Source organism: Streptomyces sp. NPDC001858 (genome assembly GCF_053594615.1).
The window spans coordinates 34,043-49,241 of sequence record NZ_JBSFEV010000007.1 but is presented as its reverse complement, the minus strand read 5'-3'; the positions used below and the strand labels follow the sequence as shown (position 1 = coordinate 49,241).

General features: G+C 74.3%; 15 protein-coding genes and 1 pseudogene. 6 read left to right on the top strand and 10 right to left on the bottom strand.

What is annotated here, in order from left to right; all coding sequences use genetic code 11:
* Positions 1-64 precede the first annotated feature (64 nt).
* The 3 genes from ACWCPF_RS12280 to ACWCPF_RS12270 all read left to right on the top strand — a co-directional run bounded on the left by ACWCPF_RS12280 (position 65) and on the right by ACWCPF_RS12270 (position 2,151).
* Positions 65-928: a helix-turn-helix domain-containing protein gene (locus tag ACWCPF_RS12280; protein WP_451044925.1), complete on the top strand. Its 864-nt coding sequence runs from the start codon at positions 65-67 to the stop codon at positions 926-928.
* A gap of 28 nt (positions 929-956) precedes the next feature.
* The gene (locus ACWCPF_RS12275) at positions 957-1,787 is read left to right on the top strand and encodes an SAM-dependent methyltransferase (RefSeq protein WP_451044924.1); all 831 of its coding nucleotides are present in this window, start codon (positions 957-959) and stop codon (positions 1,785-1,787) included.
* Positions 1,788-1,935: 148 nt separating this feature from the next.
* Positions 1,936-2,151 (top strand): DUF5988 family protein, encoded by a 216-nt coding sequence (locus ACWCPF_RS12270; RefSeq protein WP_451044923.1) that lies wholly within the window; start codon positions 1,936-1,938, stop codon positions 2,149-2,151.
* Between the two features lie 165 nt (positions 2,152-2,316).
* Here the strand turns inward: ACWCPF_RS12270 and ACWCPF_RS12265 are convergent, their stop codons facing one another.
* From ACWCPF_RS12265 to ACWCPF_RS12245, 5 genes are all read right to left on the bottom strand, one after another.
* Complete coding sequence (locus tag ACWCPF_RS12265; protein ID WP_358803915.1) at positions 2,317-2,742, bottom strand: OsmC family protein; 426 nt, start codon at positions 2,740-2,742, stop codon at positions 2,317-2,319.
* Positions 2,743-2,821: 79 nt separating this feature from the next.
* Entirely contained in the window at positions 2,822-4,621 is a 1,800-nt protein-coding gene (locus ACWCPF_RS12260) for a vWA domain-containing protein (protein WP_451044922.1), read from the bottom strand.
* The gene (locus ACWCPF_RS12255; protein ID WP_451044921.1) at positions 4,618-5,679 is read right to left on the bottom strand and encodes an ATP-binding protein; all 1,062 of its coding nucleotides are present in this window, start codon (positions 5,677-5,679) and stop codon (positions 4,618-4,620) included. Before ACWCPF_RS12255 ends, ACWCPF_RS12260 begins: the two co-directional genes overlap by 4 nt.
* A gap of 74 nt (positions 5,680-5,753) precedes the next feature.
* Positions 5,754-7,868, bottom strand: coding sequence for a phage holin family protein (locus ACWCPF_RS12250; protein WP_451044920.1), 2,115 nt, complete (start codon positions 7,866-7,868; stop codon positions 5,754-5,756).
* A 175-nt stretch (positions 7,869-8,043) separates the two neighbouring features.
* Entirely contained in the window at positions 8,044-8,463 is a 420-nt protein-coding gene (locus ACWCPF_RS12245) for a hypothetical protein (RefSeq protein ID WP_451044919.1), read from the bottom strand.
* Between the two features lie 84 nt (positions 8,464-8,547).
* On the opposite strand from ACWCPF_RS12245, the gene ACWCPF_RS12240 reads away from it, so the two are divergent.
* Both ACWCPF_RS12240 and ACWCPF_RS12235 read left to right on the top strand, forming a co-directional pair.
* Entirely contained in the window at positions 8,548-9,330 is a 783-nt protein-coding gene (locus tag ACWCPF_RS12240) for an MBL fold metallo-hydrolase (RefSeq protein ID WP_451044918.1), read from the top strand.
* Positions 9,327-9,956 (top strand): DedA family protein, encoded by a 630-nt coding sequence (locus ACWCPF_RS12235; protein WP_451044917.1) that lies wholly within the window; start codon positions 9,327-9,329, stop codon positions 9,954-9,956. The genes ACWCPF_RS12240 and ACWCPF_RS12235 overlap by 4 nt, the downstream gene beginning before the upstream one ends.
* Positions 9,957-9,988: 32 nt before the next feature.
* Here the strand turns inward: ACWCPF_RS12235 and ACWCPF_RS12230 are convergent, their stop codons facing one another.
* The 4 genes from ACWCPF_RS12230 to ACWCPF_RS12215 all read right to left on the bottom strand — a co-directional run bounded on the left by ACWCPF_RS12230 (position 9,989) and on the right by ACWCPF_RS12215 (position 14,152).
* Positions 9,989-11,077 carry an MBL fold metallo-hydrolase gene (locus ACWCPF_RS12230; protein ID WP_451044916.1) on the bottom strand — a complete coding sequence of 363 codons (1,089 nt, stop codon included), beginning with the start codon at positions 11,075-11,077 and terminating at the stop codon, positions 9,989-9,991.
* Positions 11,074-12,321 carry an aminotransferase class I/II-fold pyridoxal phosphate-dependent enzyme gene (locus ACWCPF_RS12225; protein WP_451044915.1) on the bottom strand — a complete coding sequence of 416 codons (1,248 nt, stop codon included), beginning with the start codon at positions 12,319-12,321 and terminating at the stop codon, positions 11,074-11,076. The genes ACWCPF_RS12230 and ACWCPF_RS12225 overlap by 4 nt, the downstream gene beginning before the upstream one ends.
* 266 nt (positions 12,322-12,587) lie before the next feature.
* Positions 12,588-13,343 (bottom strand): hypothetical protein, encoded by a 756-nt coding sequence (locus ACWCPF_RS12220; protein ID WP_451044914.1) that lies wholly within the window; start codon positions 13,341-13,343, stop codon positions 12,588-12,590.
* A gap of 197 nt (positions 13,344-13,540) precedes the next feature.
* Entirely contained in the window at positions 13,541-14,152 is a 612-nt protein-coding gene (locus ACWCPF_RS12215) for a TetR/AcrR family transcriptional regulator (protein WP_451044913.1), read from the bottom strand.
* Positions 14,153-14,385: 233 nt separating this feature from the next.
* On the opposite strand from ACWCPF_RS12215, the gene ACWCPF_RS12210 reads away from it, so the two are divergent.
* Complete coding sequence (locus ACWCPF_RS12210) at positions 14,386-14,778, top strand: DUF2795 domain-containing protein (protein ID WP_451044912.1); 393 nt, start codon at positions 14,386-14,388, stop codon at positions 14,776-14,778.
* A gap of 177 nt (positions 14,779-14,955) precedes the next feature.
* On the opposite strand, the pseudogene ACWCPF_RS12205 reads toward ACWCPF_RS12210, so the two are convergent.
* Positions 14,956-15,177 (bottom strand): annotated as a pseudogene (locus ACWCPF_RS12205) (DUF6158 family protein); the annotation flags it as partial.
* Positions 15,178-15,199 lie beyond the last annotated feature (22 nt).

Below are 15,199 nucleotides of genomic sequence, written 5' to 3'. Positions count from 1 at the left end.
GTGAGATCGACGCCGGAGCGTGTCACACTGGCCCGCGTGCCCGGACGCGTAGGGGAGACGTGGCGTGAGTGAGCGACGGCCCGCACCCACGGTGGGCCAGGTGGTACTCGGCAGGCGGCTGCAGGAGTTGCGCGAAGCAGCCGGCCTCGGCCGCGAGGAGGCGGCCCGCGCCCTGCGCGTGGCCGCGGCGACCGTGCGCCGGATGGAGACGGCCGACGTCGCGCTCAAGGTCCCTTATGTACAGGTGCTGTTGGAGACGTACGGCGTCCCCGTCGCGGAGGCCGAGGCGTTCGTCTCGCTCACCGAGGAGGCCAACCGGCCCGGCTGGTGGCAGCGTTACCACGACGTGCTGCCGGAGTGGTTCAGCCTGTATGTGAGCCTGGAGGGCGCGGCGCGGCTGATCCGCTCCTACGAGCCGCACTTCGTGCCCGGGCTGCTGCAGACGGAGGCCTACGCGCGGGCCGTGCTGGAGGCCGGGACCGTCGGGCGGACGACCCCGGGGGCGCTCGAGCGGCACGTGTCACTGCGCATGGCCCGGCAACGGCTGCTGGAGAACGCCGACCCGCCGCATCTGTGGGTGGTGATGGACGAGACGGTGCTGCGCCGCCCGGTGAGCGTCGAGCCGGAGGTGATGGCCGAACAGCTCGACAAACTGGTGGAGTTCGCCGAGCGCGACCGGATCACCCTGCAGGTCTCCGAGTTCGCGGCCGGCCCGCATCCGGGGACGTCCGCGCCGTTCTCGCTGTTCCGTTTCGCCGAGCCGGAGCTGCCCGACATGGTCGTCACCGAGTATCTGACCGGTGCTCTGTATCTCGACGACCGCAAGGAGGTCTCCGCCCACCTGGAGGTTCTCGACCACATGACGACCCATGCCGCGTCCGCGCAGCGCACCAAGGAGATCCTGCGGAACGTCCGCGCGAACCTCTGAGTTCCGACCTTCCAGGAGCAGACCCGTCATGACCGGATCCGAGGCAGAGCAGGCCGCCGCCGCTCCGATGGACACCACCAGGCCACATCCGGCCCGTGTCTACGACTGGTGGCTGGGCGGCAAGGACAACTACCCCGTGGACGAGGAGCTGGCCCGCCGTATCCTCGCCGTGGACGGCACGGTGCTGCGCGGGGCGCGGGCCAACCGCCGGTTCATGCAGCGGGCCGTGCGGGCGGCCGCCGAGGCCGGGCTGCGCCAGTTCCTGGACATCGGCACCGGCATCCCCACCGAGCCCAACCTGCACCAGGTGGCGCAGGGCGTGGCCCCGGCGTCCAAGGTCGTGTACGCGGACAACGACCCGATCGTGCTGCGGCACGCGGAGGCGCTGCTGCACAGCTCGGCCGAGGGCTCCACGCAGTACGTGCACGCCGACGTCCGCGACCTCGACGCGCTGCTGCGGCGGGCCGGCGAGTCCCTGGACTTCGCGCGGCCGGTCGCGCTGTCGCTGGTGGCGCTCACCCACTATCTGGGCGAGGACGAGGCCGGCGACGACGTGTACGGCCTGCTGAAGAGGTACGTGGCCGCGCTCGCCCCGGGCAGTTGGCTGATCCTCTCGCAGGTCACCCCGGACCTGAGTCCGCAGGCCGTCGGGAAGGCCGCCGAGAACTTCCGGCGCAGTGGCACCCCGTTCCACCCCCGCTCGCTGCCCGAGTTCTCGCGTTTCTTCGAGGGTCTGGAGCTGCTCGGTCCGGGTGTCATCCCGGTCTCCGGGTGGCGGCCGGACCCGGAGGACGTGGCCGCCCAGGCGGAGGGCATCGTGCCGGTGTACGCGGGCGTCGCCCGCAAGGCCTCGGAGTAGGTCGGGAGTCGACGACCCGCCGCGCGGGCTGCGTTGCGGCACCAACCGGATCACCGGCCTTTGTGCAGGCGGTCCTAGCCCCTCGCCTCGGCTCGGCCCGAGAGTGGACAGAGCTCAGGGCCGATACCGGATGGAGGGTGACTCATTCATGGCGCAGACCCCCAACGTGATCCTGGAGGGCGGCGGACCTCTCATTCCCACCGACGAGAGGATCCGCTTCCTCTCCAACACCGCCGAGACGTTCAAGCTCTTCCTCGGCAACCGGCACGAGCACTATGAGCCGAGCGACAGACGGCGGGCGCACCACGACGGTCGCGAACTGCGGGTCTTCACCTGGGTGCGCCGCACCTACGTGGCCGAATAGCGCGTGCGGGCCGCCGATGATCGGCGGCCCGCACTACGTTCCGGCCCGCACCAAGCAGGTCAGGCGAAGTCGGCAGCGCCCCGCAGGGGCGCGGGGAACTGCGCGACCGGCCACGACGGCGCCGCAGCGGAACGACGGCACATCACGGCACGTCCAGCGGAGCGCTCAGGCGAGTTTGGCCGACAGCGTCATCGGGACGGCCTTGAGGGCCTGGCTGACGGGGCAGTTGGCCTTGGCGTCCTCGGCCGCGGCGACGAAGCCGTCCTCGTCGAGGCCGGGCACGGTGCCCTCCACGGTCAGGTGGATGCCCGTGATGCCCTCACCCGGCTGGAAGGTGACGTCGGCCGAGGTGGTGAGCCTGGTGGGCGGGGTGCCGGCGCCGGCCAGGCCGTGCGACAGGGCCATCGAGAAGCAGCTGGAGTGGGCGGCGGCGATCAGTTCCTCGGGGCTGGTCTTGCCGTTCGCCTGCTCGGCGCGCGACGGCCACGACACCGGCTGCTCACCGATGCCGGAGGAATCGAAGGTCACGACACCGTTGCCCTCGAGCAGGTTGCCTTCCCAGACGGTGTGTGCGGAGCGCGTGGTAGCCACGGTTCTTCCTTTCGGATGGGGTTCCCGTCGGACGGGATTCCGTGTCCCCCATCCGATCACACTCCGCTCACACTCCGCGTCACTGCACCCGGAACACCGGCCCCTGCGCCGTGAACGGCAGCCTGCTGCCCTGCGGGATCAGGTAGGCGTGCTCGCGGCGAACCCGCAGGACGTCGCACCAGCCGTCGGTGATGACGAGCAGCGGCGCGCCGGGCGGGAAGTCGTCGGCTCGGTGCAGCAGGTCGATGCCGGGCTGCAGCACCGTGCCGCCGCGGCCGTGCACCCGGACCCGGCCGGCGATCTCGGTGACCGGCAGGTAGCCCGCGTCGTGCGGGGCCGCGTCGCAGAACACGACCCGGGCGGCCGGTACGTCGCGGGCCTCGGCGTAGGAGGCGATCGCGCCGAGCGCCTTGCCGAGGAGGGTGCGGTCCATGGAGCCCGAGGTGTCCAGGACGACGCCGAAGGTGCACCGGGCGATCTCCTCCGGCGGGAACCAGCGGCCGGCCCGCGGGATGTCGGGGGTGGAGGCCTGGCGGCGCGCGGGACGGGCGTACGTCCGCAGCGGCTCGGGGCGCGGCACGAACTCGTCGAACCAGCGGGCGAGTCGGGCGTCCCAGGGCAGCGGCGGATGGCTGAGCGCGCGGATCTCCTCGACCAGCCCGCCGGGCAGGAAGCCGCGTTCCTGCCGCTGGTGCAGGTCCAGGCCCTGGGCGAGGCCGCGGCGGTAGAAGCCGTCGAGGTCGACGTGGTCGCCGGGCGGGCCGATCGGGGCGCCGAGGATGTCGCCGAGGCCCTTGCCGCGCAGGGTGGCCAGACGGCGCATCCGGCGCAGGTCGCCGGCGATGCGGTCGTAGACCTCCTCGGCGGACAGGCCGGCCAACTCCGCGTCGTACAGCAGCCCTTCGGGCATCGTGCCGACCTGCATCTCGCGCAGCCAGCCGTTGATGACGTAGTCGCAGGCGACGTTGAAGAGGTAGGGGTCGCGGGTGCCGCAGCGCTCGCCGTGCCGCAGGGCGGCGTGCAGCATCTCGTGGGCGAGGACGAAGCGCCACTCCTCGTCCTCGAAGGTGCGCAGCGGATTGACGTAGATCTCGCCCGCCTCCGCGTTCACGGCGGCGACCTGGATGCCGTGGGCGCGGGCGAGTTCGGCGTCGGCGACGAGCTTGATGCCGGCCGCGATGCCGCCGAGCAGCGGATAGGAGGAGACGAACCAGCTCAGCGCCTCCTCCCAGGGGCGCCGGTCGGCCGTCTCGCCGTGGAGGGAGTCGCGGCGCCCGCCGGCCATGTCCATGGCGGCGGACACGGTCCGGGTGAGGGCGGTGGCGAACGCCAGCTGCCAGTCGTGGGGCTTTCCCCGGCCCCGGTCCTCCCAGGTCAGGAGCACCTGGTCGGGTTCCGTGCCCGCCGTCCCGCAGTGCTCGTAGGCGGACGGCAGACCGGTGTTGCGCCAGCGGGCGGCGAGCTGTTCCTCGGAGCCGTCGGGGTAGGCGCGCGGCAGATCCTCGGGGGCGCGGCCGATGGGAAACGTGAGCAGAAAACGGTTCACGACGGCACAGCGCGCGGCGCGTTCGTAGCGGTCGGGCTGGACGCGTTCGCCCCGGGCGATCGGCAGATGCCCGAAGCCGAGGTGCAGGGCGGCGTGGGCGAGCGACCAGGCCCACAGGGCGGGGGCGGCGATGCGGTCGGGGTGCGCGTGGATCGCGCCGCTGGAGTGGACGGCGAGGAGGCCGTCCCGGGGCGCCTCGGCGCAGTCCGGTTCGCGGCAGACGCCGAACTCGACGGCTGCCAGCGCCGGGTTGGCCTGCACCAGCCGCGTGCCCTCGGCGAACGCCTCCGCGGCGGCGTCCCGCTTCTTCTTGCCGCGACCGCCGCGGCTCACCGGCGGGCCTGCACCAGGCGGGGCATGTCCCGGGCCGCTTCGACGAGGAACCAGGCGGGCAGCACGGGGTTGCCGTCGGCGTCGGAGGCGATGACGGTCTGGGCGACCTCGACGGAGATCTCGGCGAGCTGCACGAGCAGCGACTTGGCGCGGTACGCGGTCTGCCGGCCGTTCGCCGACATGTGCTCCTTGACGGCGGGCAGTTCCTTGAGGAGCCGGCCGCGGAACGACTCGGCCAGGTAGTAGAGCAGGTCGCGGTCCTCGATGCGGCGCGGCCACGGGGCGTCGCCCTTGAGGACGGCGTCGATGCCGTAGCGGCTGCGCACGATCTTGACGTAGCCGCAGAAGGCGGTGGCGTGCGCGGGCGTCAGCGTGCCGTGCGCGAGGACCTTCAGGGTGTCCTCGTCCAGGTCCGGTCCGAAGGAGTGCAGGGCGTCGGAGAGCATGTGCCAGGAGCGGGGCGTCGAAAACGGTTCCTCGGTTTTCGGCGGCTTGGACCACAGATGGTCGGGACGGTCGACGAGGTGGTCGAGGACCCACGGGTGGATGGCGTTTCCCTCGGCCCACTTCAGCCAGTCCTTCGCGGACGCCTCCAGATGGACGTGGGTGAGCCGGTTGACGAGCGCGGAGGCGATGGGCCGGGCGAGCGCGTTGTCCGTGGCCCGGTTCCCGGCGCCGATGACGATCGAGCCCTTCGGCAGCTCGTAGTCGCCGATGCGCCGGTCGAGGATCAGCGAGTAGAACGCTTTCTGGACATCGGGCGTGGCCGCGTTGAGCTCGTCCAGGAACAGGCAGTACGGCTCGTCGCGGGCGATCGCCTCCGGCGGGCAGAACACCGACCGGCCGTCGCGGATCTGCGGGACGCCGATGAGGTCCTCGGGCGCGAGCTGGGTGCCGAGCAGGCTGACGCACTCCAGTCCGAGCGACTCGGCGAACTCCCTGACCAGGGAGGACTTTCCGATGCCGGGGGCGCCCCAGAGGAACACCGGGCGCACGGTGGCGAGGCCGAGCAGGAGTTCGGGGATACGGGAGGGCGTGACGGTCACGGCAGCCTGCAAGGCGGCGGCTCCTGGGAGGAGTGGGCGGATGTACGGACAGTGTGTGCGTAGTCCCCCGTCGGCGCAGCCGAATTTCAGGCGGCGCGCTCCTCCGGCGCCGTCCGCAGGGGCACCTGGGGCCCGTTCGATTCGCGCAGCCAGCGGGCCAGGACCCGGTGGACGTGCTCCGCGCCGGCGAGCTCCTCGTCGTCCTCGACCGGCGCGGACAGGGCGAGCGGCGACAGCAGGAAGGGCCTGCCCTGGGCGCCGCCGAGGCCGCCGTGCGATCCGATCTGCTCCTCGAAGGCGAGGACCTCGCCGTCGGCCGGGTCGTGGAAGGAGTTGACCATGATGTCGGCGGTGTGCGGGAAGGAGTGGGTGCGGCGCACGGCGTCGGCCGCGCCGGGCCCGAAGACGGCCAACGGGCCCGGATCGCGGTCGAGTCGGTCGAGCGGGATCTCCGCGCCGTACGCGCCGAGGACGACCCCGCCGTGCTCCTCGCTGCGGACGAGGAGGAATCCGATGCCGGGGTGGTTGGCGAGGGTGGTCAGCAGGGCGGGGTGGCGGGCGTCGATCTCCTCCTTGCTCATCCGGTGGTGGACGTCCGGGAAGGAGATCAGGCCGAGGTTGCCGGAGGCCAGCACGATCGGCTCCGAGCCGCGGCCGGACGGCCGGTGCCGTTCGCCGCCCTCCTCCACGGGACGGCGCAGCGCAGCGCGGACGGCGGCGCGGGCCTCGGCGCCGCTGTGGGTGCGTTCGGCCTTGCGCGGCACGGGCAGTCCGCAGCCGGCCCGCACCAGGTCGCCCAGGGTGAGGCCGTAGCGGGCGCGGAACGTCTCGCCGGGGCTCTGGCCGTGGTCGGACAGGACGACGATCCGGTACGGGCGCGGAGCGTGCTCGGCGACGGTCCCGATCAGCGCGAGCGCCCGGTCGAGCCGGCCGAGGACCTGCTCGGTGTCCCGGCCGAGCGGCCCGGAGTGGTGCGCGACCTCGTCGTAGGCCACCAGGTCGGCGTAGACGGAGGTGCGGCCGGCCAGCATGTCGCCCATCACGGCGGCCACGACGACGTCCCGCTCGACGACGGTCGCGAAGGCGCGGACGAACGGGTAGAGGCCGCCGCGTCCCACGCGCGGGCGGTCCTCGCGCAGCCGGGCGCGGGTGGACTGGGCGATCTCGCGGACCACCTCGGCGACGAACGACAGGGCGGTGCGCACGGCGTTGGCCGGGTCGGAGAAGTACGCGAAGTAGCCGGACCGGGACCGGGTCTCCCGGCTGCGCCGGCGCGTGGCGATGGACAGTACGAGCGCCTGTTCGTCGGCGCCGCCGCTGAACAGGTTGCCGCGGCTGGCGCCGTCGGCGGACAGCAGCCCGCCGTCACCGGTGTGCGCGACGGCCCGGCGCTGGAGTTCGGCGGCGCTGGTGGGGCGGTTGCAGACCATCACCTCCTGGCTGTCCTTCTCGTACCAGCGGAAGGCGGGCACGTCGTGGTTGCTGCCATGCAGGATCCCCAGCTGGCTGGCCCCGGTCTGGCTGGACCAGTCGGTCCGCCAGCAGGTGAGCCGGTGCGTGGGCCGGATCCGGGGAGCGGGCGCGCGTGGCGGGCCGCTCGGCTCCGGGGACGGCCTGCCCAGCCAGGCGGCGACGGTCGGCATCAGGCCCTTGTCGACGGCGCCGACGAGCACGTCGTGGCCGACGCCGTCGAGTTGGAGGAAGAGCGTGCCGGGCGTGGCGGGGCCGGCCGGGGCGCCTCTGCGCCGGCGGTCGGCGAGGCGGTACAGGCGACGGCGGTAGGCGTCGTCGTCGCGTACGGCCAGCGCGCCGCCCGTCGCGGAGGCGACGGCGGACATCACGGCGGCGACGATGACGGCGGTCTCGGGCGCCGCCTCGCTCTGCCCGGAGGGGGTCAGCCGCAGGGCGAGCAGCAGCAGCGAGCCGTTGAGGAAGAACACCAGCAGGCCCAGGACCAGCGCGGGCACGAGCAGCAGCAGACGGACGAGCAGGGGCCAGACCAGGGCCGACAGCACACCGAACACCCCGGCGCCGACGGCCGCCGTCACGGCGATGGTGGTGGCGCTGTCGCCGTCGGCGGACTGCAGCCGGAAGTCCGGCAGGATCCCGGCCAGCACCAGCATGGTGAGCGTGGAGACGCCCCACACCGTGACGCTGCGCCCCACCTGACTGACGGCCCGCCGCCACCGCACCCCACGCACGCCCCGTACACCTCGCGTTCCGCCCCCGACGACCGCAGGGGCCGCCTCCCACCCTGTCACACCCCACCGACAGCCACCCGGGGTCGCGCCCCGAAGGGGCGCGGGGAACTGCGCGACCAGCCACGACGGCGCCGCAGATGAACCACCGCACATCGCGGCACTCCCAGCAGAGCGCCTAGCGCCCGTCGTAGCCGGCCGTCGGCATCGACAGTCTCCGGTGCACCCGGGCCTTCATCTGCGCGTCGTAGGCGGGCTCGGCGCTGCCGACGGTCTCCACCCGCACCCCGCGCCGCGCGCACTCCTCGGAGAACTCCTCGACGGACGACAGCGCGCTCTCCAGCACCCGGCGGCTCGGCGCGACGAACAGGTCGACGCCGGGCCTCACCCCGTCCCACAGCACGCAGTGGTCGGCGCGCAGCCCGCGCACCAGCAGTTCCCGGCTGACGACGTACCCGCGCTCCGCGGCCCACCGCGCGCACATCGCGTGCTGGCTGCGGGAGTCCACCAGAAAGGGATCGTCGTCCAGTTCCTCGAGCGGCGTCAGACTCGCGATCGCCGTGACCCGCATGACCCGCGTGACCCGCACCGGTCCCATGGCGTCCCCCTCACCTCCGGGTTTCGCCGCCGACCCTACTCCTGCCCGTACGCTTCGGGGGAGTCGCGCGAAGGAGGCAAAGGGGTGCCGGTGGAGATCACGTGGTGGGGTCACGCCACCTGCACGGTGGAGGATTCGGACGTACGTGTGCTCACCGACCCCCTGTTCGCCCACCGCCTCGCTCATCTGCGCCGGCGCCGGGGCGCGCCGCCCCCGCCCGAGGCCTGGCGGGCGGACGTGGCGCTCGTCTCCCACCTGCACGCCGACCATCTGCACGTGCCGTCGCTGGCGCGCCTCGCGCCGGGCACGCGCCTGCTGGTGCCCCGGGGCGCACCGCGCGCCGTCCCCGGGCTGCGCCGGCTGAGCCGGCTGAGCCGGCTGCGGCTGACCGAGATGGGGCCGGGGGACGAGACCACCGTGGGCGACCTGCGGATCCGGGCCGTGCCCGCCCGCCACGACGGGCGCCGGCTGCCGGTCGGCCGGCACCGCTCCCCCGCCCTCGGCTACGTGGTCGAGGGCGAGGCGCGGACGTACTTCGCCGGGGACACCGGCCTGTTCGAGGACATGGCCAAGGAGGTCGGGCCGGTCGACGTGGCGCTGCTGCCGGTGGGCGGCTGGGGGCCGTATCTCGGCGAGGGGCACCTGGACGCGGGGCGCGCGGCCGAGGCTCTGACCCGGATCGCGCCGCGGAGCGCCGTGCCGGTGCACTACGGCACCTATTGGCCGATCGGCATGGACGCCGTGCGCCCCCATGAATTCCATGCCCCCGGCGAGGAGTTCGTACGACTTGCGGCGGAGCGTGCGCCAGGGGTCGCGGTGCACCGGCTCGGGCACGGGGAGAGCGTGCGCCCGGAGGTCGCGCGGTGAGCTGGCGGCTCGCCGCGGCGGTGACGGCCGTGCCCACGGAGTCCACCCAACAGGCCCTCGGCTACCCGTCGTTGTTCCTGCTGGTGCTGATCGGGGCACTGGTGCCGGTGGTGCCGACGGGAGCGCTGGTGAGTTCGGCGGCGGTGGTCGCCTTCCATCAGACGGCGCCCTTCTCGCTGGCGCTGGTGTTCGTGACGGCGTCGCTGGCGGCGTTCTGCGGGGACGCGGCGCTGTACTGGCTGGGGCGGCGCGGAATGCGGTCGAGGAACGGCTCGCGCTGGCTGGAGGCGATCCGGTCACGGGCGCCGGAGGAGCGGCTGACGCAGGCGCAGGAGAAGCTCGCCGAGCACGGCACGGCGGTGCTGGTGCTGTCCCGGCTGGTGCCGGCGGGCCGGATCCCGGTGATGCTGGCCTGTCTGATGGCGCACTGGCCGCTGCGCCGCTTCCTGCGGGGCAACTTCCCGGCCTGCCTGGCCTGGGCGCTGACCTACCAGCTGATCGGCATCCTGGGCGGCTCCCTGTTCCCGGAGCCCTGGCAGGGCGTGGTCGCCGCGATCGCCCTGACCGTCACGATCACCGCCCTCCCCACCCTCTGGCGCAGAACCAGAGGAACCCGCCCCACGTAACCCCACACGAAGACAAGGCCACCCGGCGGGGGCTACTCCAGTACTTGTGAGGCTCCCACCGGGAGGTCCCACAGGGTGTTGCGGTCCAGGCCTGCGTCGTTCCAGGCCGCACGCACGCGCGTGAGGGGTTCGAGGACGGGCTCGGCGGACAGCACGAACGTGCCCCAGTGCATCGGGGCCATCCGCCGCGCACCGAGGTCGAGGGTGGCGCGGACGGCCTCCTCCGGGTCGCAGTGGACGTCGCTGAGCCACCAGCGGGGCTCGTACGCGCCGATGGGCAGCAGGGCCAGGTCGATGCCGGGGTAGCGGCGGCCGATGCGGGAGAACCAGTGGCCGTAGCCGGTGTCCCCGGCGAAGTAGAGGCGCTGTCCGTCGGGGGCCGTGAGCACCCAGCCGCCCCACAGCGAGCGGCAGGTGTCGGTCAGGGTGCGCTTGGACCAGTGGTGGGACGGCACGAAGTCGAAGCGCACGCCCGACAGTTCGGCCGCCTCCCACCAGTCCAGCTCGGTGACCCGGGTGAACTTGCGGCGCAGAAACCAGCGGCCGAGCCCGGCCGGCACGAACACCGGTGTGTCGCGCGGGAGTCGGCGCAGCGTGGGGGCGTCGAGGTGGTCGTAGTGGTTGTGGCTGACGACGACCGCGTCGACGCGCGGCAGCGCCTCCCAGGGGACGCCCACGGGGGTGATGCGGGCCGGGGTGCCGAGGATGCGGCGGGACCAGACCGGGTCGGTCAGCACGGTCAGGCCGCCGATCCGCACGACCCAACTGGCGTGTCCCGCCCAGGTGACGGCGATCGTGCGGGCGTCCACGCGCGGCAGCGGGGCGGGTGCGAAGGGCAGTCGGGGGATGTCGGCGAGGCCGTCGCGGCCGGGCCGCACGGAGCCCTCGCGGGCGAACCGGGCGAGGGCCTTGAGGCCGGGCAGCGGAGAGGTCAGCCGGTCGTGGAAGGTCCGTGGCCACACCCGCCGTTCGCCCAGCCGGCGGGGCTCGGCGAGCGGCGGCGCGAGGGGGGACGGGGACGAAGGGGCGCAGACATCGGCAGAGCTGTCGGCAGAGGTCTCGGCGGAGGTGTCGGCGGTGGTCACCGTGCTGGTGGCGGTCGACTCGGACTGCTGCGTCATCGAGGAGGCTCCCATCGCTGAGCGTCGTCACGGAGATCGTCGAAGACAGACCTCACCAGCGTCAACGCGCGTTGCACGTGTGGCAGTTCCAACGGTGTCGGTGACGTGAGGCATTCCGCGCGCTGCGCGTCCGTGCCGGGCAGCAGCATGCCGGTGGACAGCCGGACGCGCAGCGCCCCGAGGTCGTCCCCGAAGCGGTGACCGCCGGGCGCGGGCATGCCGAGCCGGGCGGAGAGGAAGTCCTCCAGTTCCTGCGCGTCGCCCACCCCGTGCGCGGACAGCGCCTCGCGCAGCGGCCCGAGATCGACGTACAGGTGCCGGCCGGCCCGGGGCGGCAGGGCCAGCCCGCCCGCGGCGGTCACGGTGGCGTGCACGGCGTCCGCCACGCGCGCGTGCAGGCGGACGGCGGCGGCCGTGCGCGCTGTGACCGGCTCCGGCTCGGCCAGGGCGTACGCGGCGGCCGCGGCGACCGGTGCGGCCACGCGCGCGTCGAGCGCGGTCAGGACGTCGAGCACGCGCGCGTGCAGACCGTCGCCGACGGCCGAGGCGGGGAAGCGGGCGACGGCCGCCGGCCAGCCGACGGGCAGCAGCGCGCCGGCCAGGTCGCTGACGACGGTGACCTGCTCGGGCAGCATCTCGGCGGGACTCACGAGCACGGTGTCGTAGGGGGCGTGCAGCGTGTCGCGCCAGGTCTCGTCGCTGACCAGGTGCAGGCCCTCGCCCGCGGCGGCCTCCACCGCCTCGTGCAGCACCTCGGGCGGCGCCACGGTCGCGGTGGGGTCGTCGGCGACGGACAGCACCAGCAGTCGCGGGTCCCCGCCCTCGGCGCGCACCCGCCGCACGGTCTCCAGCAGGGCGTACGGGTCCGGGACGCCCCCGCACTCGGCGGGCGTCGCCACATGGAAGACGGGTCTGCCCAGCAGGCGCGCGTACGGCGCCCACCAGGCCGCACAGGGCCGGGGCACCAGGACGTCGCCGCCGAGCGCGGCGGTCAGCGCGAGCAGCAGCGCGGGAGCCCCGGGCCCGGCCACGACCCGTCCCGGTTCGGCGGGGGCGCCGCGCCGGGCCCAGTAGCCGCGGGCGGCGTCGAGGAGGACGGGGCCGCCGCCGACCGGCTCGCCGTCGGCGCGGCCGGCCGCCCCCGCGAGCACCGAGGCGAGTTCGGGCAGCACGGGCAGCCCGTCCGGGGGGAGCGGCGGGCCGTAGCGGACGGGCCCGTGGTCCTCCGGTTCCGTCTGCCGCATGTCGTCCTCCGCGCAGTCCGTGCCCGACGCCGTCTCCGGCGTCCTGTGCCGTCCCCGGCCGCCGGACGCCGACCTGGGCCGTGTGGTGCGTGACGTCTCGGTCCTGACCCCGTGCCCGCACGAAACCGTCGGGGTCTGCGGGGTCGCCGGGGCCGTCGAGGCCGTTCGTGTCTCTGGGCTGTCCGTACCCGGTGGCGCCCCGCCCCATGACCGTCCGCGCGCGTCGCGCCGGTCACAGGCCGGGCCGGACCGGCTCCGCGGCGGGGTCAGGCGTCCCTCGCGGGGTCGCGGCGGCGCAGTCGGTGCACGGCGGCGCCGAGCGCACCGGCGATCAGCAGGCCGCCGGCGGCGAGCGCGGGAACGGAGTCGGTGAAGGCGCCGCCCGCTCCGGCCCGGACGCCGTGCCCGAGATCGGCGGGGGCGCAGGTCGCGTCCGGGGACGCGATGCCACGGGGCTGGGGCACGGGCCGGTCGCACGGCCGGACGGTGGCGCAGGCGTCGGGGTTCGGCTGGGAGACGCCCTGCGCCGGCGACGGCGGACAGGGCCGACCGGTGGCGCAGGACCCGCCGACGGTCGCCGGCCCGCACGGCTGCGCCCCGCCGCCGCGCGCGACGTCCAGGGTCGCGCTCCACGGCTTGCCCGGTGCGCCGGCCGCCGCCGGGCAGGTGCCATCGACGGTCCAGGCCGCGTCCGTGCCGACCGCCGCCGGACTCGCCTCCAGGTCGGCGGCGGGGGCGATCCGTGCGGTGCCCTCGTAGACGGGCCCGGTCCCGGCGTCGTCCCCGGGGACCTTGCTCAGCTTGACGGTGCCGTCGGCGAAGGCCTGCGAGGCGGCGTCGACGCTCTCGGGGGCGGCGACGCCGAGCGGCCCGCACGAGACGGACACGGTGACGCTGCCGCCCGGGGCGACGCTGCCGGGGCTGACCTCCGCCGCGGGATCCGCGAACGCGGCCGGACCGGCGGCGACCAGGACGGCACCGGCCACGGCGAGGGCGGAGAGGAAATGGGCGGTGCGACCCATGGAACGGCTCCTTCGGCCGGCGGCTGCGGGGCGGGGCGTTGCCGCCCCACAGCCATCACAGCCCGAGGGAACACGGGGCGCGCGCGGCCGGACGCCATTGGCGGGACGCGAGCCCCCATGCGGGTGACACGGACCACCGGCCCCGCTCCTCCGACGTCATTCGCCTCTCATACGACGTCCTCCGACGTCCTCCGACGTCATGCGTCGTCGCTCACCGGCGTCGCACCCGTGGCCGCGTCGAGGAGCGGGCCGAGTTCCCGGGCCACGGCGGTCAGGGCGCGGACGTCCCGCTCGGCACGGGCGATGAGGATCGCGCCCTCCAGGGCGCTGATCATGAGCGTGGCGAGCGCACCGGCCCGCTCCTCGGGCACGCCCATGTCCACCAGGGCCTGTGCCACCGGCCCGGTCCAGGCGGCGAACGCGGCAGACACGGCCTCCCGGGTGGACGACGTCGACTCCGCGCAGTCCACCGTGGCGGCGGCCACCGGGCAGCCGCCCGCGAAGCCGACGGCCTCGTACTCGTCCGTCCACTGCCGCACCATCTCGGCGAACAGCGCGCCGGGCGTCGGCTCGGGCAGCGCGGCGAGAAGGCGGGCGACCCGGTTGCCCGAGTACCGGCCCGCCCAGCCGACCGCCTCGTTGACCAGCTGTTCCTTGCCGCCGGGGAAGTAGTGCTGGAGCGATCCGCGCGGCGCCCCGGCGTGCGCGGCGACCTCGCGCATACCGGTGCCGGCGACCCCGTCGCGCCGGATGAGCTGGGCCGCGCTGAACACCATCCGCTCGCGCGGCCCCCGTTCGGACACCGCCATCCCGGCCTGCCTTCCTGAACCCCCGGCCCGTCGAACCCTCCGCCGCCAGCCTATGACCGCCGTCATGGAACCGACCACCATGACCGCTGTCATAGCGAGTGCCCACAGCCGTGGAAGGCCGTGCTGCACGTGCTGGTGAAGTGGCCGCGTCGATCCCGTGTCGGCCTCCCGTCCTCGGGTACGCGGTGGCCATCTGGCGGATCTGCCGGCAGATCTGGAGGGAGAGCGCAGCCATGCAGCGAGGCAGTGACCGGCTCAGCGTGCACCGGGACGAAGAGATGAAGCACGAACTGCAGGGCCTGCTGAGGTCCGGACACCCCACGCGGAGCGAGGAGTGGCACGACCCCGAGCCGTCCGCCGAGGACGATCCCGCGCTCTGGGGCGGACCGGTGGCGCCGGGGAGCCCCCGGGCGTCGCTGGCGACGGTGCGGCTGGAGCTCGGCCGCATCCTGGGGCGCAGCTCCTTCCCCGCGGGCCCGGGCGCGCTGGCCATGGGCCTGCGCCGCAAGAACGCGTCGGACACGCTCGTCGAGGCGGTACGACGCCTGCCGCACAAGGACCGCTACGCCAACGCCCAGGAACTGGCCCAGGCGCTGGTCGGCAGCCGCGGCGGCAGCGGCAGCTGACGGACAGGGAAGAACACGAGAACCCGGACAGCGACTCCGCGGCCGGCTTCGGTGGGCTCAAACCCTGCCGGAGCCGCCCGGGCCGCCCGGGCCGCCCGTCGTTCCGGGGCCCCACTTGCCGACCGGAGCGCCGGACCGGCCGGCCGGGGTCTGCCGGGCGCGGCCGCCGTTCGCCCCGGCGGCCCGTTCCCTGGCTCCGTCGCGGGTGCGGGACGGGGAGACGAAACGGCGAGGGTTGCGGCGCAGGTACTCGCCCTCCAGCTGGGCCATGCGGTCGTTGTGGGCGCGCAGGGCGTCGTTCGAGCCGTGGAGCAGTGTGTCGTGGCGCGTGCGGTGGATCGTCTCCAGCTCCTTCATGAGCTGTTGGTCGTCCAGCCGGTCCGGGTCGACTCCGGTCATGGTGGTGCCCCGTCCGTCGTTC